Source organism: Pontibacter locisalis (assembly GCF_042684605.1).
In the GTDB taxonomy this organism is placed as follows: Bacteria; Bacteroidota; Bacteroidia; order Cytophagales; family Hymenobacteraceae; genus Pontibacter; species Pontibacter locisalis.
The window spans coordinates 178,920-198,477 of the sequence record NZ_JBHULU010000021.1; the positions used below are offsets into that span (position 1 = coordinate 178,920).

At 45.6% G+C, this 19,558-nt stretch carries 15 protein-coding genes; 1 reads left to right on the forward strand and 14 read right to left on the reverse strand.

All coding sequences use genetic code 11. The annotated features are described in order from the left end of the window. Positions 1 to 17: 17 nt before the first annotated feature. Positions 18 to 1,277 (reverse strand): DUF819 family protein, encoded by a 1,260-nt coding sequence (locus ACFSRY_RS14810; RefSeq protein WP_377509268.1) that lies wholly within the window; start codon positions 1,275 to 1,277, stop codon positions 18 to 20. A gap of 272 nt (positions 1,278 to 1,549) precedes the next feature. Continuing rightward, positions 1,550 to 3,481, reverse strand: coding sequence for a M13 family metallopeptidase (locus ACFSRY_RS14815; protein ID WP_377511210.1), 1,932 nt, complete (start codon positions 3,479 to 3,481; stop codon positions 1,550 to 1,552). A gap of 495 nt (positions 3,482 to 3,976) precedes the next feature. Here ACFSRY_RS14815 and ACFSRY_RS14820 point away from each other — a divergent pair, with 495 nt between their 5' ends. After that, complete coding sequence (locus tag ACFSRY_RS14820; RefSeq protein ID WP_377511214.1) at positions 3,977 to 6,856, forward strand: glycoside hydrolase family 3 N-terminal domain-containing protein; 2,880 nt, start codon at positions 3,977 to 3,979, stop codon at positions 6,854 to 6,856. A gap of 59 nt (positions 6,857 to 6,915) precedes the next feature. Here ACFSRY_RS14820 and ACFSRY_RS14825 read toward each other — a convergent pair whose 3' ends face one another. The 12 genes from ACFSRY_RS14825 to ACFSRY_RS14880 all read right to left on the reverse strand — a co-directional run. Next, the gene (locus tag ACFSRY_RS14825; RefSeq protein ID WP_377509271.1) at positions 6,916 to 9,393 is read right to left on the reverse strand and encodes a penicillin-binding protein 1A; all 2,478 of its coding nucleotides are present in this window, start codon (positions 9,391 to 9,393) and stop codon (positions 6,916 to 6,918) included. Between the two features lie 227 nt (positions 9,394 to 9,620). Then, positions 9,621 to 11,486 carry a DNA/RNA non-specific endonuclease gene (locus ACFSRY_RS14830; RefSeq protein WP_377509274.1) on the reverse strand — a complete coding sequence of 622 codons (1,866 nt, stop codon included), beginning with the start codon at positions 11,484 to 11,486 and terminating at the stop codon, positions 9,621 to 9,623. A 195-nt stretch (positions 11,487 to 11,681) separates the two neighbouring features. Continuing rightward, entirely contained in the window at positions 11,682 to 12,173 is a 492-nt protein-coding gene (locus ACFSRY_RS14835; protein WP_377509277.1) for a DUF2231 domain-containing protein, read from the reverse strand. A gap of 1 nt (position 12,174) precedes the next feature. Beyond that, positions 12,175 to 12,492 (reverse strand): hypothetical protein, encoded by a 318-nt coding sequence (locus tag ACFSRY_RS14840; RefSeq protein ID WP_377509280.1) that lies wholly within the window; start codon positions 12,490 to 12,492, stop codon positions 12,175 to 12,177. A 117-nt stretch (positions 12,493 to 12,609) separates the two neighbouring features. Next, complete coding sequence (locus ACFSRY_RS14845; protein WP_377509283.1) at positions 12,610 to 13,116, reverse strand: hypothetical protein; 507 nt, start codon at positions 13,114 to 13,116, stop codon at positions 12,610 to 12,612. A 179-nt stretch (positions 13,117 to 13,295) separates the two neighbouring features. Next, positions 13,296 to 14,063, reverse strand: coding sequence for a S1/P1 nuclease (locus ACFSRY_RS14850; RefSeq protein ID WP_377509287.1), 768 nt, complete (start codon positions 14,061 to 14,063; stop codon positions 13,296 to 13,298). 94 nt (positions 14,064 to 14,157) lie between these two features. Continuing rightward, positions 14,158 to 14,739, reverse strand: coding sequence for a hypothetical protein (locus ACFSRY_RS14855; protein ID WP_377509290.1), 582 nt, complete (start codon positions 14,737 to 14,739; stop codon positions 14,158 to 14,160). Beyond that, complete coding sequence (locus ACFSRY_RS14860; protein ID WP_377509293.1) at positions 14,740 to 16,032, reverse strand: LVIVD repeat-containing protein; 1,293 nt, start codon at positions 16,030 to 16,032, stop codon at positions 14,740 to 14,742. Positions 16,033 to 16,169: 137 nt separating this feature from the next. After that, positions 16,170 to 17,483, reverse strand: a complete 1,314-nt coding sequence (locus tag ACFSRY_RS14865) for a sensor histidine kinase (protein ID WP_377509296.1) — start codon at positions 17,481 to 17,483, stop codon at positions 16,170 to 16,172. A 1-nt stretch (position 17,484) separates the two neighbouring features. Further along, positions 17,485 to 18,159, reverse strand: coding sequence for a response regulator transcription factor (locus ACFSRY_RS14870; RefSeq protein ID WP_377509299.1), 675 nt, complete (start codon positions 18,157 to 18,159; stop codon positions 17,485 to 17,487). Between the two features lie 27 nt (positions 18,160 to 18,186). Continuing rightward, a complete protein-coding gene (locus ACFSRY_RS14875) occupies positions 18,187 to 19,152 on the reverse strand; it encodes a hypothetical protein (RefSeq protein WP_377509302.1) in 966 nt (321 codons plus the stop codon). Between the two features lie 72 nt (positions 19,153 to 19,224). Then, positions 19,225 to 19,558: hypothetical protein (locus ACFSRY_RS14880; protein WP_377509305.1), on the reverse strand; the 334-nt coding region annotated here is incomplete at its 5' end.

Consider the following 19,558-nt stretch of genomic DNA (forward strand, 5'->3'; position numbering starts at 1 on the left):
GGATCTACTTTATCAGATTAAGGGGCTACAATCTGCATCATGAGCCCGGAAAGATAGGCGGCATAAGTGCCTACTGCATACCCTAAGATAGATAATAACACTCCTACCGGTGCTAATGCCGGATGAAAGGCTGCTGCTACAATAGGAGCGGATGCAGCCCCACCTACGTTTGCCTGACTCCCAACTGCCAGGAAAAAGAACGGCGCCTTCACCAACTTCCCAATTATTATCAGCAGTAGTGAATGAACTAGTATCCATATGAGCCCGACCAGAAATAAACCAGGTTGGCTAACGATGGCAAGTATATCCATCTGCATACCAATGGTGGCGACTAAGATATACAGGAAAAGACTGCCTATTCGTGTAGCACCTACTCCCTCCAGGTCACGGGCCTTTGTAAATGATAAAAGAACACCTAGTGTAGTGGCAAGCACAACGATCCAGAAAAAGCCAGAGGTAAGGCTAAACTTATCCAGGTAGGGTGCATTTACTTCAATCCAAGGGGCGATAATGTCTGCGAAGAAATGAGCTATTCCCGTAACGCCAAGACCTACCCCTACAATCATTGCAGTGTCGGATAGGTTGGGAATACGCATAATGCCGAGTCGGTACTTTTCTATTTTATCCTTCAGGTCATTTACAGCTGTGCTGTCTGCTCTAAAGAACCTGTCAATGCGTTCACTGACTCCTGCTCCGTAAAGCAGAACCGCCATCCAGACATTGGCTACAATTACATCTACGGCTATCACAGCAGAGAACAGGTTTGGGTCAGGCTTGAACACCTCAAACATGGCCAATTGGTTCGCACCACCTCCAATCCAGCTGCCGGCAATGGTAGATAAACCTCGCCAAACAGCCATCGGGCCCTCACCGTCAACTATGTCAGGAGCAAAGGCCGCTACAATCATAACAGCAATCGGACCTCCCAACATAATGCCAACCGTGCCGGTCAGGAACATTAGTCCAGCCTTGTGGCGTAGTTTCCAGATCTCTTTCAAATCGAGGCTTAGGGTAAATAGAACTAAGCTGGCAGGTAACAGGTAACGTGAGGCAACATGGTAGAGTCCTGACTGTTCCCCCGAGATAACACCAAATGAATTAAGAATACTAGGGATGAGGTAACATAGTAGAACCGATGGTACTACAGAGTAAAACTTTCTGAAAAAAGGGTGATTGCTAGACGATGTTTTGAATACAAATGCCAGTATGATGACTAGTATGCCAAGAACGACTGCATCATTGGTAATTAGAGGTTCCTGCGTAGTGATTTGCTCCATGTAGGGGCTTAATAAGGGAGTAAATAATAATTTTAATGCAACAAAAAGTTAAGTTTAGCAGCAAATCTGTGCCAGCTACTTTTGTTGCAACACGAACTAAGCAAAAAATTATAGTATAACCAAGATATAGGAGTTGCTAACAGCTAGCGAACACAGATAAAAACAGGATAGAGACTTCTACTGTGCTATACCTAAGGAAAAAGATAAAGGGGTTTGATGTTTCCATCAAACCCCTTTCCTTTCTTCACTGGAAGAACCAGTAAACAATATAATTACCAGATTCTGATTCTGTCTTCTGGCTTTTTGTAAAGTTTATCTCCTGGCTTCACATCAAATGCCTCATACCAGGCATCCATATTTACAGGGGCGCCAATAGTACGGTATTGCCCTGGGGAGTGAGAGTCAGTAAGAATTAGTTGTGCGGCAGTTTCAGGTAAAATGTTTGTACGCCACACTTGGGCCCAGGCCAGGAAGAAACGCTGATCAGGAGTAAAGCCATCAATCATTTCCTTAGACTGTCCCTGCTTTGTCATTTTAAAGGCTTCGTAAGCAGCACTTAAGCCACCAAGGTCACCAATGTTCTCACCTAGCGTAAGTTTACCATTTACATGAATAGTGTCCAGCACCGTGTAAGCATCATACTGCTTTTGCAGGTCCTGCGCTTTAGCTTTAAACTTAGCAAGGTCTTCTGTCGTCCACCAGTTGCGGAGAGAACCGTCTTTGTCGTACTGGCTGCCTGAATCGTCGAAACCATGAGAGATTTCGTGACCAATAACTGCACCAATACCACCATAGTTCACAGCATCATCCGCATTAGGGTCAAAGAAAGGGAACTGCAGGATGCCTGCCGGGAACACTATCTCATTCATCACAGGGCTGTAATAGGCATTAACAGTCGGAGCGGTCATACCCCACTTCTCTCTGTCTACTGGCTTGCCCAACTGGCCCACCATGTCGTTATAAGCCCACTGGCCAGCGTTGCGAACGTTCTGGAAGAAAGATTTACGGCTGATCTCCAGACCCTCGTAGTTTTTCCATTTGTCAGGATAACCTACTTTCGGACGGAAGGCATGAAGTTTCGCCAAAGCTTTTTCCTTCGTCTCAGCACTCATCCATTCTAAACCATTGATACGGATCTCATAAGCCTTGATCAGGTTAGCGATCATCTCATTCATCCTGGCCTTAGCCTCAGGCTTGAAATGCTTCTTCACATACAGCTGCCCCAACAGTTCGCCAATGGTGCCGTCGGTTAGCGATGACATACGCTGCCAGCGCGGCGTCTGTACTTTCTGACCTGTCAATGCCTGTGAAAACGCAAAGTTAGCATCTACGAAATCAGTGCTCAGGTATGGTGCCGCAGACTTCAATACATTCCACTGCAGGTAAGTATTCCAGTCAGCGGTTGGTACGTTTGTAAGCATACCGTTTAGCTCTGTAAAGAACTTAGGATTGTTTACTAAGATTGTGTCCTGACCGCTTACCTTCATTTTAGCCATCAGCGATTTCCAATCCATGTTCGGAGTGGTTTTGCTGAAATCGGCTACAGAAAATTTATTATAAGTTTTGTATGGATCACGCATCTCCACGCGTGCCATCTGGGCAGCAGCCAGCTTCTTCTCTAAATTGAAAATGGTTTCTGCATTCTTTTTTGCCTCACCTTCAGAAACGCCGGTCAGGCTAAAGAGTTTGGTGATGTACTCCTTGTAAGCAGCCTGAGTTTTCTGGCTACGGGCATCATCTTTCAGATAGTAATCACGATCCGGTAATGTTGTACCACCCTGGCTAAGCTGTGGCACCATGTTGTTGGGGTTCTTACGATCCTGACCAACATAGAAGCCGAACATAGGAGAGGCAGCACCGGAAGTTCTTAAGTAGGCTACTTCATTAAGTAAACCTTTTACATCTTTAACTTTGCGCACACGCTTCAGATCAGCTTTGACAGGTGTATAGCCTAGCTTATCTATTGTGGCACTGTCCATACCTGCGGCATAGAAATCACCTACACGCTTTTCAATAGAACCGGAAGCAGCCCCTTTATTATTTGCTGCATCATTCAGTATCGTTCTAACAGCTACAATATTGAAATCGCGAAGTTGGTTAAAGCTGCCCCAGCGAGTTTCCTTTGCCGGTACGGGATTGTTTCTCAGCCAAACACCGTTAGCATAAGTATAAAAGTCATCGCCGGGCTTTACGGTAAGGTCCATATTGGCCTTATCAATAAAAGCTGCCTGCTTTGTTCCTTCTGGTTTGTACTGTGCGGATGCCTCAACAGCACAGAAAGAAGCAACTCCAAACAGTAGAATCGTCAAACGATTTTTCCAGTTTGGGATGCTTTTTGTAGATCCTTTTTTTGTCATTGGTTTAAGATATGTAGATTAGGTAGTTGTGGTTTCTCGTTTATAAGTACAATAACTAGACCATAAATGTAGTGTTTTCTGCGAAAAGCGTTACTTAACCAGCCTGAAATATTATTCTTATCTAATGTGTCAAAATCATGTGAGGCTTACATTGAAATTGACTTTGTATCAAAAATTTGCGTTTAAACTTCTGTTAATCAACTCTCCACTATTTTGAAGAATAATCATATTATACCTGTAGCTTTTCTGTTGTTGGTTTTACTTACTTCCTGGCAGGTACAGGCACAAAAGAAATCTGCTTCACTACATCAAACCCCTAAACCTAAAGCCGAAGCTCCGGACATAAAACCTGGATTCCTGGATGACCTGCAATCTCCCTGGGTGGACTCTGTTTTCAACACGCTGACGCCGGAGGAGCGTATCGCGCAGCTGATCATGATCCCGGTGTACTCCAACAAGGACCAGGCCCACATTGACTCGATCAGCAACATCATTCGGACCTACAAAGTGGGCGGCCTGATCTTCTTCCAGGGAGGGCCGGTACGGCAGGCCAAGATGACCAACCGCTATCAGGCAGAGTCGAAGGTGCCCCTGATGGTGAGCATCGATGCCGAGTGGGGACTTGCCATGCGCCTGGACAGCACCATCAAGTTCCCCTACCAGATGGCTTTAGGAGGGATCGATGATTTACGCCTGATATATAACATGGGAGAGGAGATTGCCAGGCAATGCAAACGGCTTGGTGTGCATGTCAATTTTGCCCCTGTCGTAGATATTAACAACAACGCCAACAACCCGGTGATCGGATTCCGCTCTTTTGGCGAGGACAAGTATAATGTTACCCGAAAAGCGCTGGCCTATATGCATGGCATGCAAGACCATCGTGTGTTAGCAAATGCAAAACATTTTCCGGGGCATGGTGATACCGATGTTGACTCGCACCTGGGGCTACCAATAATTAATTTCTCCAGAATCAGACTCGATTCGGTAGAACTGTATCCATTTCGGGAATTAATGGATAGCGGCTTGGGTAGCCTTATGGTAGCGCACATGAACATCCCGGTGCTGGACAACACGCCAAACCTGGCTTCTACTTTATCAGCCCCAATTGTAAATGATCTCCTGAAGAAGGAGTTGAACTACAAGGGACTTGTGTTTACCGATGCCCTGAACATGCAGGGAGTTGCTAAATTTTATCCTCCGGGCGTAGTGGATGTAAAAGCTTTGTTGGCAGGGAACGATGTGTTGCTCAACACCATGGATGTGAAAACCACGATAGAGGAAGTGAAAAAAGCAATTGCCAACGGGGAGATTACACAGGAAGAAATTGACAAACGTGTTCGTAAAGTGTTGGCTGCGAAACAATGGGTTGGCCTGGATAACTGGGAGCCAATAGAAACGGAACATTTGATAGAGGACTTGAACAATCCATACGCTCAGTACCTGAATCGCCAATTGGTGGAAGCTTCGCTTACACTGCTCCGCAACAAGCAGAACATACTGCCACTAAAGTCATTGGAGGACAAAAGAATTGCTGCACTGGCCATCGGCACAGATAAGGAAACGGAATTTCAACGGGGCCTGGCAAGGTATACAGAGGTTGATACCTTTTTCCTGACTCCAACTACTTCCATTTCTGAGCTGTTAGAGCTGAAGCAGAAGTTGCAGGATTATGACTTAGTAGTTGCAGGCGTACACAGACTGAACCTGAAAGCAGGCAGCAGCAACTTCGGGGTAACAGCAGAGATGAATCTTTTTTTGAAGGACCTGATCCGTTCTAAACCAACCATAGTGAGCATCTTTGGTAATGTCTATAGCCTGGCAGAGTTTGAGAGCCTGGATAAGGCAGATGCCGTCATTGCTGCCTACCAGGAGACGCCTTTAACGCAGGATATGGCTTCGCAGATTATCTTCGGTGGGGTAGGTGCGAACGGGAAGCTACCCGTTACAGTAAACAGTGCCTTCCGCCTGGGAGATGGCCTTACCACCCAGGGAAGTTTACGATTAGCTTATTCGATGCCAGAGGCGGTGGGCTTGCGAACGCAGGACCTGGCCGGAATAGACTCACTTGTAAGGCAGGCCATTGCTGAGAAGGCCACCCCAGGAGCACAGGTGCTGGTGGCAAAGGATGGTAAAGTGATCTATCAGAAATCATATGGTTACCATACTTATGATAACCAGACGCCGGTGCTGAACACGGACCTCTACGACCTGGCTTCTGTGACGAAGATCTCTACCTCCCTGGCAGCTTTGATGAAACTGAAAAGTGAAGGTCGCTTTGATGAGAATAAAACACTTGGTACTTATTTGCCTATGGCGCGGGGTTCTAACAAGGAAGGACTCTTGTACCGTGATATTCTTACCCACCAGGCTGGCCTGCAAGCGTGGATTCCTTTTTGGAAGGAGACAGTAAAAAAGAACGGCAGGTTCAGATGGCGCACTTTTAAGGATGAACCCTCCCGTAGGTTCCCGATCAAAGTGGCTGATAACCTCTACATGCACAGAAAATACGCTGGGAAAATTTACAGGCAAATCATGGAGTCTCCTTTGAACGAGAAGCCGGGTTATGTGTACAGTGACCTTTCCTTTATTCTGGCACCGAAGGTAGTGGAGGCCATCACCGGTCAGGAATTTGAGGAGTATCTCAAGGAGAATATTTACAGGCCCATCGGCGCCTCTACATTAACCTTTAATCCTTACTTGCGCTACCCGCTATCCCGTATTGTTCCCACGGAGTATGAGCCGCACTTTCGCCGGCAACTGTTGCATGGCACCGTACATGACGAGGGGGCTGCCATGCTGGGTGGGGTAAGCGGCCACGCGGGCCTCTTCGGCACGGCCAACGATGTGGCTAAGCTGATGCAGCTCTACCTGCAGGATGGCTCCTACGGCGGCAGGACCTACATCGGTGGTAACACCGTGAGTGCGTTCAGCAAGTGCCAGTTCTGCGAAGAGGGCAACTATCGCGCACTGGGCTTTGATAGGCCGGCCAAGCCAGGCGCTCAGAACAGCAACGCTGCCCCGTCCGCCCCGGCTGAAAGCTTTGGACACTCTGGCTTCACGGGCACCTACGCCTGGGTGGATCCGGTGAACAAGCTGGTTTATGTGTTCCTTTCTAACCGTGTAAATCCCACCCGCGAAAACGCAACACTCAGCAAGCTGAATACCCGTACTAACGTGCTACAGGTCGTTTACGATGCTTTAGAGAAAAGCCAGAACTAATAAAGCCATAAACAAAGAAGCTACTGTATCAACACAGTAGCTTCTTTGCATAAACCAATCTAGTCTCTGTCTTTCTTCCTTTTCCTGTCACGCTTTTTCTCTTCACGCCGTTTTTTCCATTTCTCCTTCCAGTCCTCATAACTTTGACCCACTTTTTCAGTTACGGTATTAAAAACACGTTCCAGAAAGTTTTCCTGAGGCGGCTCAGCCCGGTAAGAAGGGCAGTTCAGACTAGCTTGCAGGTGGGATGGAAGTGGATCAAAACGAGCATAGTAATAACCCTTATAAGCCGGGTCAATGGCAACCTTTCGGTTGAACTCACCCCAGATTGGAAGTGCTGTATAAGATCCCTGGCCTAACTGGAGCGTGCGAAACCGCACTTCCGGGCTCTCTCCACCAACCCAAACGCCTGTCACTAATTTGGGGGTGATGCCAATAAACCAACCGTCAGCATGATCTTGTGTAGTGCCGGTCTTGCCGGCAATATCCATCTTAAGGCCGTATTGTGAGCGCAGTTTCACGGCACTGCCTTCTTCCACCACTCCTTGCATCAGGTGTAGCATAATAGCGGCCGTCTCATCAGACAACACTTTTTTTGCGTTTGCTCCGTCCTGATGCTCACGCAGTATCTTTCCATTACGGTCGGTGATTTTAGTAATGTAAACCGGATCCACCCGATAACCCCGGTTAGCAAAGGTAGCATAGGCGGTTACCATTTCCTGCAGCGAAAGGTTTGCAGTGCCCAGTGCCAGGGAAGGTACTTCCGGCAGCTCTGAATTTATACCTAACCGATGCGCCATGTCTACTGTTCTTCCAACTCCTGTTTTCATCATAAGCTGTGCAGAAATGGTATTCACGGAATGGGCAAGCGCCCCACGCATAGTGTATTCGCCACCGTATTGCTCATTTGCATTTCTTGGCGACCAGTCTTGGTACTCGGTATAAGTTACCCGTTCATTTGGAAAATAATCACAAGGCTTCAGGCCTTTTTCCAGGGCTGCAGCATACAGGACAGGTTTAAAAGTAGAACCCACCTGCCGTTTTGCTTTTACATGATCATATTTGAATACATGGTGATTGATACCGCCCACCCATGCCCGGACAAAGCCCGAGTGAGGCTCAACTGCAAACAGCCCGGTATTAAGGAACCGCTGGTAATAAGCCACTGAATCCAATGGGCTCATGGTTTTCTTATCGCTCCCATTCCATCCGTAAACCTGCATAGGCACAGGAGTGCTGAAAGCTGCTTTTATTTCAGCCTCTGACTTACCAGCTTCCTGCATCTTTCTATAGCGGTCAGACCTGTGCATTGCTACCTGTATCACATCTGAGTTACGGCCCCACGGAGAGCGCCCCCGCCAGTGTGCATCAAACTGCTTCTGCAAAACTGCCATACGCTTACGAATACTTGCCTCCGCATGGCGTTGCATGCCGGCATCAATGGTGGTGTAAATCTTCAGGCCATCGGTGTAGAGATTATAAGGATCTCCGTTCTTCTTCTTTTTGCTGGCAGCCCACAGCATGAGCTCCTGCCTTAAATGTTCCCGAAAATAGGGTGCCAGCCCATCGTTGTGGGTAGTGTAGTTATAGTTGAGTTTAAGGGGCAGTTGCTTCAGAGAATCTGCCTGTGCAGCTGACACGTAGTTATACTTTGCCATTTGCCCTAAAACCACATTACGTCTTTTGGTAGAACGCTCCAGGTCCAGCCGCGGATTATAGGTAGTGGTAGCCTTTAGCATACCTATCAAAACAGCGGCTTCCTCAGTTTTAAGAGAGTCAGCAGATGTATTGAAGAAGCGTCGGGAAGCACGTTCAATGCCATACAGGTTTCCACCCATAGGAACTGTGTTCAGGTACAGCTCCAGGATTTCTTCTTTTGAATACACGGCTTCTAGCTTCTGGGCAATGATTATCTCCCGAAGCTTATTTGCCGGCATATCCCAGAACCAGTGGTCTTTGCGCGGGAAAAGGTTCTTCGCTAACTGCTGGCTTAAGGTACTGCCGCCTCCTGAGCTCTCATTCTGCATCAGCAACGACTTAACCAGTACCCTGCCCACACTGCGTACGTCTACACCTCTGTGGTCGTAGAAACGAGCATCTTCTGTGGCAATAAGGGCCTTGACAGCAGCAGGTGACATTTTATCAAATTTGATGTTGGTGCGGTCCTGAATATAATATCGACCCAGCAGTATGCCATCAGCAGAATAAACTTCTGAAGCCGTGTTGTTTTGAATTCCTCTCAGTTCACGCCTGGAAGGAATGTCCCCCCAGAAGCCCATATAGACGGAGAGGTAAAAGAGCACAAACGCCAGAAGCCCTGTAAGCGCCAGCTTATAAAAGCCCCTTAAAAGGAATTTATAGTCGGAGCGATGGTGGCTCTCCTGCCAGTATATCCATTTTTCTTTCCAGTAAGCACGGGTAAGCTTTGGCTTCTGGCTCTGAAAGAAAACCGAAAATTCGGTATGCAGGAAGCGCACAACCGGTACAAATATTCTGGTAATAAAAAATTTGATGATCTTTTTCAGCGTACGCCTCATGTTTGTCAGGTACCTGTTTACTAACGTGGGGAAAATAGCCACGCTGCTTACAAACGCAAAAGTGAAAGTTTTGGTGCAACGGAAATGAAATCAGCAAAAAATGAGCCAATGGGTGCTCAGGGATTTCATATATTAGACTGATTTTATAGTAAAGGTAAGAATAAAACAGGCACGCTCCCATAAGAGCGTGCCTGTTTGCTTTATCTCTGATTTATTTAATGTTAGAACTACTGTGTATCTACGGATGCCTCAATTATACTCTCCACATTGTCAGCCACCATGCTCAGCAGGTCATACCCCGTTTTTGCTTCTAATGCATCAACTGAAGTTCTGTACTGCCTCCAGTCAGAGGAAACAGATTGATCGTTTGGCATGTCAATCGCTATGACGCGTGTGTTGGCTGTAACCCTGGCTGCATCGTTATCTCCATCGGGTATGATAACAACAACTTTCCAGGTGTTAGACGGAACGGTTATTTTACCATTAGCAAGGGTAGTAGCATAACCGTTAGAACCTGTTCCACCTATACCATATCCACCTGAGATGATATAAATTTCATAACCACCAGATAGCAGCGACCGGCAGTAGCTCTCCAGGCTTGCCCAGCCAATACGGTTGTTATTCGGTGCCTGAGGTACCATGTTGGTCATCAGGAAAGTGTTGGAATTGTCATCTACAGAAAGTGTCCGGTCTGCTGACGGGCACATGTGTCCTCTGTCGAAGCCGCTGTAGGAATAGTCTGTTGCGCTAACCTGGTACCAGCCAGCAGGAAGGGTTACATCAGCCCTGAAATCATCCTGGCGTGGAGTGCTTCCTAACCACGCCTCATCCAAATGCCAGCTTACCCAGTTGGCAGTTCCTTTGTCGCGGCTATAAGAAATAACCCATTCTTCTTTGCGAAGCAGGTAGTTATTGGGCTGGTTTACATCTGTGATAGCATTTGAAGGATTACCCATAGCTAAATGCACCTCTCCAAGAGTGCTGCCATCACCGCCGCCAGTGCTTCCGCCTCCAGTATCACCACCACCTGTGTCACCGCCACCTGTACTTGTGGAGGTTCCACTAATTTTAAAATCATCGATGTTGATCCTGTTGCCTGTTCCGCTCAGCTTTACAACACGAAAACGTACTCCGGAAGTATAGTTAACGCTAAAGCTTATAGTTTCGAGGTTGATAGAGGATGACGTTACGGTGTTACCTACTTTAGACCAGTTTGAGCCGCCATCGGTTGATGCCTGCAGCTCCCAGGTACTGGAACCGTCGCTGCCGTATACGGCATGACTAATGTAAACTGATTGAGCTCCCTGTACATCAAACTCCATATCAAGGGTGCCAAGGTCACGGATGCGTACTGACTTAGCGCCTGTTTTTCTGTCAGTGTCCAATGTGCCAAGCAATGCTTCATTGAGCATCCAGTTACCTGTTGCCATGGTTACCGAACCGGCAGTGTAGCTCCCTTTAGAACCACCTTCGTAATCTTCAACTATATCACCTGTGGTGCCAGGGGCGGGAGCAGGGTTAGACTCTACAACAATGTCATCAATGTTTACCCTGTTGCTGGTACCATCTACCTTGCGCACTTCAAAACGGACAGGGCCCTGTACATTTAATGCGAAAGTTACTGCATTAAGGGCCGTTTTGCTTACTGTGGTTCGCGGTCCTGCTAAAGTCCAGCTTGTACCGCTGTTGGTGGAGTAGTATACCTCGAACTCCGAATTCTTGTCTCTCCCGTATTTGGCGTAGTTAAGGGATATAGACTTTGCTCCATCAGGCAGGTCAAACTCCATTGTTAATTTTCCGCTGTTACGGAGGCGTGCAGATTGTAGGCCATTTTTGCTATCGGAGGAGGTGTTTCCCAGCAGCGCTTCTTCAAAGTACCAGGGTCCGTTAGAGAAGTTAACAGAAGCGGCGGCATAACTGGTTTTAGTAGCCGTTTCAAAATTTTCCTCAAAAAGTGTAGCGGCGGCAGTCTGATTCTGACTGTTAGATAAGGAGAAGTTAGGCTGAACTTTGTCTTGTTCAGGCTCACATGCAGTAAAACTAACAAGGGCTGAAAAGATAAAAAGCCATTTAAGCAAGTAATTGTTTTTCATTCTTTTATTTGTTTTAAGGGAGATAAAGCAAACGAAATAACAGAAAGTATTTTAATATCTATATATGGATAATAAAATAATAACATTAGCTGTATATTTTGTGAATAAAGGCAGGAATAGTTAGTATGAAAGAGGGAAGAGGGGCATTAAAAAAAAAACACACGTGTTATCGTGTGCTTTTTTTGATAGAAGAAGTCAGAATCCAGCGCAATCTTCAGAGGGAACATTAACCCCTCCGGCTTGTTCGTATACCACCTGCGCACCGGAATGGCCAGTCAGTATCAGGAAATAAGTTCCGGTAACCATGACCAGGGCTACTAGCAGGTGTAACAGTCTGGGGAGAAATTTGATAAGCTCTGTTTGCAGACCCAGATTAAGTACTGCAGCAGCCGAAAAAAGATAGTTCAGGTAGTAAGCTGAAATCTCGTGGTCTTTAAGTATAGTAGGGTCGCAAAGGTTTCTTGATACATAACCGTCTGCCAGGTCACCGGTGTATAGGCTAATCCAGGCAAAGACAACGCCTACATAAAGCATTAACGAAGCCGCCCGTTGCCAGAAGAAGGCATTGGGCGGCTTGATAATTAAAGATAAAACCTTTACAACAGTGGCAAACAAAAGAATGGCAATAGGGAAATGAACAAAAAGAGGATGCCAAACCTCTGTTCGCCAGGAGGTCAGGTCAGTCATGCTACTCTACTATTCGTACAGCGATCGGGTCCAGGCGCTGGCCTACCTTTTCTACCTCTACTTCTACTTTACCACCTTCTTGCAACTGGTCGAATGCAACTTCTTCACTACCCTGAGTCAAGGTAGTTGTTTCAGTAAAATATAACTCCAGAAGTTTGCCATCGTCAGTTAAAACATAAATTTCCGACTTGTCAGCCTCTACTTCCTGTATAGTTCCTGCATAAGTGCCAGACTCTACAACATCAGTTTTCTCCTCGCATGCATAAAGGAAGGGTACCATAAACAGGAAAGCCAGTAAAAGAGATTTGATTTTTTTCATGTTAAGTTTTTGTTTGTGATTAGATGCTCTAAATTAGATAATATAGGGCGTATTGCAAACCTCTTATATTGTTCGAAATGGTAAACTGGTAGTAAAAAGCTAACTTTTAAGCAGTTACTATTCCTCGCTTTCTACTAAAGCATCTGCTACCAAGCCGGTGGTCAGGGCATAAATTCCATGGAAGAGTACATCTTCACTAATTCCTTTCGGTTTCCACTCCGTTACAGGCTTCATTATATCCAGTGAAGGGAGCATAGTAATTTCAGTACCCCATACTGCTCCGAAATGTGTTATAGTTCCGGCAACACCTCCCGCTCCAAACTCTGCCAGTAAAGCACGTGGTACACCCCACAAAGTGCCATAGGCAATGTGGGTCAGGTTAGTTATGGTTTCTTTATCTTCTTCTGATTCTGCTTTAACTCCGAAAATCTTCTTCACTGCCTTATAAGGTGTGTCGCTGGACTCCCGGCCACTTATCTGCATTTCTATCATCTGTGCTATCGTCATTACGGCAGTGCCTATTAGCCCTGCTACCAGGCCTTTACCAATGGCACCCGCTACCCGTGAGGTCGTAGATATTGCTTCCTCTTCATAGGAATCAAAGTCATGTTTTGTCTTTTTCATAGTTGCTACATTTTATTCATAAGGTTATACTTCCTGCTTACACTATCAGTTTAAAAAGTTTTCCGGAGCATTTTTGTTTATCCTGTTTCTAAATGCCAGTCTATGAGTCGGCTATTAAACGAGAAGAGGGCCGTCCCTTTTAACAGGACGACCCTCTTCTCGTTTAAGCCTTATCTAACCTAACCGTAAATTTCGTTTAGAAGACCGGCCAGACGAATACCGGCCTGCAAAAGGCGCTTCTCAACCGTATCATAGTTTTCATATGCATAACGGTAACCTAGTTTTTTATCCTCTGGCAGGTTATACACCTGATCGCGGTAGCTCATAGACTCCTTAGCCCAATCCCTCACTGTTTCAGATTGCCATTGCTTGATCTGAGATTTAGTTGGTTCACCCAGAAAGCGCACGATTTCTGTAAAGCTAAGGTTCTTACCGTCTATCATTTCACTGTCCCAGACACGGTGCAGGTTAGAAGGCTGATAGAACCACTGCACTTTTACAGCGTTACCGCCCTGATCATCACCACCTCCCACGTGCAGGGGCTGGTGAATATCGCCCACAAGATGTACAAGGTACTTAATATACTCTTGTTCCTCCTTCTTACTTAAATTTCCAGATTTTAGAACTTTAGTAGCTTCCTCTATTTTAGCGATAATATCTCCGTTTGGGTTCTTTTCGGCTTCCTCATATGTCTGCCCGTCCGGAACAGTTACCCAGTGCCAATCGTGCGTATGGTCGTAGGCGTTGTCACTCTTGATATCATCCATCCAAACCGATACTTCTGCCAGAGTATTTTCCTCCAGCAGCTGCATAACTTTTTTCTTTGCTTTTTTGCTCAGGTGCTGCTCTGCCACAAGACCTACAGCGCGATGCCCGTTTTGGCCCCAGGCAAAAGCCTGGCTAGTGAGTAACAGGCACAGCAAGAAAAGACTTCCTAACTTTTTCATTTTGTTGTATAAGGGTTGTTTGTATTCTATGATACAAAACAACAAAATTTGTGCTGAATTTGTGCAGCCTGTTAAAAAAGAAAGTTACAGCAGGTTAAAATGTAAAACCCATTCGAATAGTTAAGCGCTTGAAGTTGATCTTTTGCTCCGTACGGGAGTTCCATAAGTATGTCAGGGTTTCCACACGCTGGTTTTTATACCCAACAGTAAAAGTGAAAGCAGTTTTGTTGCCCGACATCGCTCTTATACCTAGTGCCGGATTAAACATCCAGCCACCCCTCGCATCAAACTGATCGTTTGTGTCAGTTAGTTTAGCTGAGCCATAACCTGCCTCAAGGCTATAAATAGGGCTGATTCTAGTATCTGTTAGCTCTCCCCGGATTCCCAGAGCCAGGGGAGTTATCAAGACATCATCATAAGAATCAAAGCCTACTGTGCCACCTACTGCTAAGAATCTGTTAAAGCGGTACCCGTTGAAAATTTGAAAAGAGGCGGCAGCCCTAGAACGGTCAAGGTCTGAGCCAGGCATTTTTCCATACAGGTAGCCAATCTCTATCATACCCATATAGCCTTTGTCGGAATCCGGGTGCACATCCTGAACATACTCATTTTGAGACTGTGCCTTAGAAAAATGATCCAGAAAAAAGAGGAGGAAGATTAAGGGTAACTTTCTCATTTAAATATTTTTTCGAACAACCGGAATGGTACTTATTAGCTTCATTTGATCTATGTTGCTGTAATCATACTGGTACAAGCCGTTCTTACCAATCAGGAGCAAGGTATTGCCTAATGGGATTACATCATAAGCATGCTGATCTTTAAAGTGCTTCTTCAGATTCTCACTTACCTTTAGGTGGTCCTTTACCTCAAACACCTTAAGTCCAAATTCTCCTTCACACAGGAAGAGGGCATACTGGTCTATTCCCAAACCATGGGGATTCTGCATCGGGTAAGATTTAAGCAACTTAGGCTCTCGGGGATTGCTGATATTGATCACATCAAGTTGATTAGTTACACCTGGACAGGTATTGCCTGACCGTAAGGTAACCCATGCCAGGTCTCCTTCTACTACCACCGGGTCACAGCTTCTTACATGAGCATAGGTGGAGAGGTGTACCGGATTCACAGGATTGCTGTTGTCATAGATGTGCATACCGGTGGCAGATCCGATAAAGAGTTTGTTGTTGTAAGGGAAAATAGTTTCGATACCCCAGCCCATGTTGATCTTGTTCCCTTTCTGAGGGTTAGAGGTATTGCTGATATTAAAAACCTGGAGATCGGAGAGGCTAACAGTATAAAGGAAGTCTCCTGAAATTGTAAATCTCGCCATGGAGCCACCTTGGCCGGCTGCTCCTGGATTTCCTCCTGTTGTACTACCCCGGTTGATGAGTCCGCCGGAGTCGTGTGTAAAAACAGGTCGACCCTGGTTATAATAACTTTCACAGTCTGAACTAACGGGTTGCGTAACCGTTTTTTCAACATATCCTGAAAGGAAAACTTTTGCGGTGTCGTTTACAACCATACCATAAGCCGGAAAAATATTTTCCACTCTTTTTACCAGCTTAACATCCATTGGATTGCTGATATCTAAGGCAACCAAATCAATATAGCTGTCAGCGTACAGGGTGTTTCCTTTAACAGCCATGTCAATGTTTCCTGGTACCTGAATAAAACTTAAAGAGCGTGGAGCAGCAGGGTTGGTGTTATCGAAGACATGTATCCCTTTGTTAACTTCATTGATAAAAAGATAATTGCCTTTAACATAGATTTTACCAGGATCTTCCAGTGTTTGAGGAACAGAAACTTTAACAGCATTCTTCAGGTTAGTCCGCAACATGTACACAGGTTCCTGAACTGTGTAAGTAACTGTTGTTTCACAGTCATCGGTACATGCACCAAGTAGCAGTACTGGTAAGAACATTAAAAGCACAAGCAGCTGTTTGTGAGCGGGTAAAGATTTCCTTCTCATACTATACGATTTTTTATTACAACCATTTTAGCAGCACATTCCTAACTGTTTTAATTAAATGACCCCAACCGGATGCAAAGGGTTGTAAGGTGTTAAAAAAATAGTGCGGTTATAATATTGCCGTATAGTGAATAGGGTTATTTACCAGGGAAGAGAAAGCTAAATTTTGTACCTGTGCCTGGCTCAGAAGTTACTGTGATTTTAATGTTGTGGAAGTTCGCTACTGTTTCAACAATTGGTAAACCTAAACCATGGCTTTCTCTGTCAGGTGCATGCAGACGCTTGAAGCGATCAAAAATGTAGGGTAGCTGTTCTTCCGGAATGCCAACACCAGTATCGGTAACGCTAAGCAGGTAACCTTTCCCAGTTGTTTTGCCCTCTATGGTAACGGCTCCTCCTGGTCTGTTATACTTGATGGCATTATTTACCACGTTAAATAACATGGTGAACAGCAAGGAATGATTCCCCTGTACAACCTTATCATCTGCGATATTAACCTCCAGGGTTAGCTTTCTGGCTTGGATACGCTCTTCTATTTCTTCTGCTACATCCAATACAAGAGCCTCCAGGCTTACTGACTCATTCTTAAGGTATTGCTCGTTTTCAATACGAGAAATTAGCAGGAGAGCCTGTATAATGCTTTTTAGCCGATGGAGCGTCTTCTGGTTCTCCACCACCTTTACCAGCATGTCTTCTGGTAAGTCCGGATCTGTAAGCAGATTTTCCATCCTTGTCTGGAGTATGGAAACAGGAGTAAGCAGTTCATGTGAGACGTTCCCTATAAATTCCTTTTCCTTCAGAAATGCATCTTTGATCTGCCCCATCATCCCGTTGATGGTGTCGTTCAGGTAAACGAAATCACTGGTTGTGGTGGGAATTTGGATTGGTTTGAATTTATCAGGATGACCAATGCGCTGCACCCGCCGAATGATTAGAGTTAGCGGGCGCAGAAGAATTTTTACAAAAGCCAGATCTATGAAAACTGTGATCAGAACGACCGCAACTAAAAAGTACAGGGCGTAGCGCTGCAGGGTGTTACTTGTTTCGACAATTGTCTCCAGACTGCGGCCGATCTCGAGCAGGTAAGTACCTCCTTCTACTTCAAAAGCCAGGCTTAATACCCGGTACTCAACTATTTCACCTTCAACTTTACGGTAAGTGTTCTCAATGCGGTTGTTTATCTGAGAGGTATCAATGGGCTCCATCGAAATAAACTCCTCTTTCAGTAGATTATAGCTGCCGTACATCTCATCTTCTCCCTCACTGATAAACGAGGTGATTCCTTTTTCTTCAATAATGTCGAACACCTCTTCTTTCTTCTCAAGCAGGCGCAGATCGGTATTGTGCAGGGCTACTCTGTTTACTAAAGGAGGTAATATCAGAATCAGTACGAGCAGGATAATGATTTTCGATGCCGCACTAAAGAGGGTAAGCTTTGACTGTAGCCGCATGTCAGAATGTTAGCCTGTAGCCAACACCGCGTACTGTTTCCAACCAATCTTTGGGAACATACTCTGCCAGCTTTTTCCGGAGGTTTTTGATATGTACATCTATATAATTAGAGTCGTAGTCATCTTCAAGAATATTACCCCAGATATGTTCTGTTAGCTGTAACCTGGTAAGTATGCGGTTCTTATGCAACAGAAGGTAATGCAGCAGGTCAAATTCCTTTTTGGTGAGAGACAACTCCGTTTCTTTGTAGCTTACCCGCCGGGAAGTGCTGTCTATTTCCAGGCCATGAAAAGAAATGACATTAGACTTCACATTGAACTTTCGCCGCATGATCGCCTGCATCCGTACCTGCAGTTCCAGCAACGAGAATGGCTTTGGCAGGTAATCGTCAGCACCCAGAGCAAGTCCTTCAATCCGGTCTTCTACGGCCCCACGGGCTGTTAAAATGATAATAGCAGGTTGGTGCTCCAGTTCCTTGGCCTCCTTTAACAGATCCAGACCATGATAATCAGGAAGGCCTAAATCCAGAAGTATGAAGTCGTATAAATTAACTGCAATTTTTTCAGAGGCTTCATTACCTGTATAAGCTGTATCGCAACGATAGTGCTCTTTAGTGAGAAAATGTTCCAGCTCTTTTGAAAGACTTTTTTCGTCCTCTACAATTAGTACATGCATGGGTGAAATCGTTCTGTAAAAAGAAGGTTAAAACGTGTAGCTAATGTTAAATGAGTAAAAAGACTGGGCTTTTGATTCATCGCCCTCAATTTTATTTACCGGAATGGAATACCTGTAAGCCGGCTCCAGCTCAAAGTTACCTAAATAAATAACCACTGGTATCTTTAGCTCATAGTTTATCACGTTGAACTTACTATCAGATGTTATGGTGGTGGTAGTTGTGGTGCCGCCAGTGTTTGGATTGTTTGGACTCTTTTTCCCTCCCGGGTTCAGCGGGTCAAGAACGCCACCAACAGGGGAACCGCTTATCGGACCGCTACCAGTTGAGCCACCACTAGTTGGGAGGCCGGATTTATCTTGAGTTGTAGTGGTATGCGTCTCATAGAACCGTTGGGTGCCTGCTGTTATAGTTATCTTCGGGTCCAAACCAATGACGTGCTTTCCGCTCCAAAGCGGGTTAAGAGGGATAAATCTGGAGTTCTCTAAAACCGCAAAGAGGTCGTGGTTCTCTCCGAACACATAACTTGACGTTAGCCCTGTATAAAGTATTCCCCAATCCAAAGCTGCTTTTGCAGAAAGAGCATTAGAAGTGAAGGCGTTAACGAGCGGGGTATTCTCTCCAAATATAAACCGGGAGTAACTTAGATTGGCCTCCACAAGATCCCGGATCTTGAAGCTATAACCTACAGAGATATCTGTTTCATCAATATAAGTATCTGTATTAAACAGTTGGTAGGATGTAACAGAGGCCCATACTCCTGTGCGATGTATGTAAGTAAGAGATGCCGCCGCATAGGGGTATCTGGTAATGGTATTACGGCCGAAGAACGAGGAATTGTTAGCGACTTCGGCGCCCACAGTCCACCAACCTTCTTTAACTTTAACTGAATCGGTAGCTGTATCAGCCTCTACTAATTCAGCAGGTGCCGCAAACAGTAGGATTGGTGCCAGCAACAGCCCGAGCAGCAACTTAAATGTTTTTAGCTTTTTCATACAAATAAATAAATCAGCATTCCGGGGTAGAGCCCGGAATGCTGAAGGATTAATTAAAATTAAAGTAGCTAATTAATTACCTACTTTAATCTTAGTACCTACTTTAACAGCGCCACCTACCTGTACCGGACGACCAGTAGCGGCTTTTGTAGCTGCTTTAACAGGTTTACCTGTTGCTTTCACAGTGCCTTTTACTGTTGAGGCAGCACCAGCACCGGCTTCTTTGGCATTTACAGCTGCCGCTGCACGAGCAGCACCAGCAGCACGGGAAGCACCGCCACGACGTGTATTAGCTTTTACTTTTGCATCAGCTTTAGCATTCTCCTCTACTCCAACCTTAGCCGGCTTTCCTTTACGTTTGGAGCTGGCAACCTCTTTTACTTCCTGACCTTTTCCCTGGCCCTGC

Coding starts and splice junctions, on each gene's coding strand:
- ACFSRY_RS14845 (WP_377509283.1), bottom strand. CDS start 13,116: ATGAAAAAGACAAAACATGACTTTGATTCCTATGAAGAGGAAGCAATA.
- ACFSRY_RS14840 (WP_377509280.1), bottom strand. CDS start 12,492: ATGAAAAAAATCAAATCTCTTTTACTGGCTTTCCTGTTTATGGTACCC.
- ACFSRY_RS14875 (WP_377509302.1), bottom strand. CDS start 19,152: ATGAAAAAGCTAAAAACATTTAAGTTGCTGCTCGGGCTGTTGCTGGCA.
- ACFSRY_RS14855 (WP_377509290.1), bottom strand. CDS start 14,739: ATGAGAAAGTTACCCTTAATCTTCCTCCTCTTTTTTCTGGATCATTTT.
- ACFSRY_RS14865 (WP_377509296.1), bottom strand. CDS start 17,483: ATGCGGCTACAGTCAAAGCTTACCCTCTTTAGTGCGGCATCGAAAATC.
- ACFSRY_RS14825 (WP_377509271.1), bottom strand. CDS start 9,393: ATGAGGCGTACGCTGAAAAAGATCATCAAATTTTTTATTACCAGAATA.
- ACFSRY_RS14815 (WP_377511210.1), bottom strand. CDS start 3,481: ATGGACCTTACCGTAAAGCCCGGCGATGACTTTTATACTTATGCTAAC.
- ACFSRY_RS14870 (WP_377509299.1), bottom strand. CDS start 18,159: ATGCATGTACTAATTGTAGAGGACGAAAAAAGTCTTTCAAAAGAGCTG.
- ACFSRY_RS14810 (WP_377509268.1), bottom strand. CDS start 1,277: ATGGAGCAAATCACTACGCAGGAACCTCTAATTACCAATGATGCAGTC.
- ACFSRY_RS14830 (WP_377509274.1), bottom strand. CDS start 11,486: ATGAAAAACAATTACTTGCTTAAATGGCTTTTTATCTTTTCAGCCCTT.
- ACFSRY_RS14860 (WP_377509293.1), bottom strand. CDS start 16,032: ATGAGAAGGAAATCTTTACCCGCTCACAAACAGCTGCTTGTGCTTTTA.
- ACFSRY_RS14835 (WP_377509277.1), bottom strand. CDS start 12,173: ATGACTGACCTGACCTCCTGGCGAACAGAGGTTTGGCATCCTCTTTTT.
- ACFSRY_RS14850 (WP_377509287.1), bottom strand. CDS start 14,063: ATGAAAAAGTTAGGAAGTCTTTTCTTGCTGTGCCTGTTACTCACTAGC.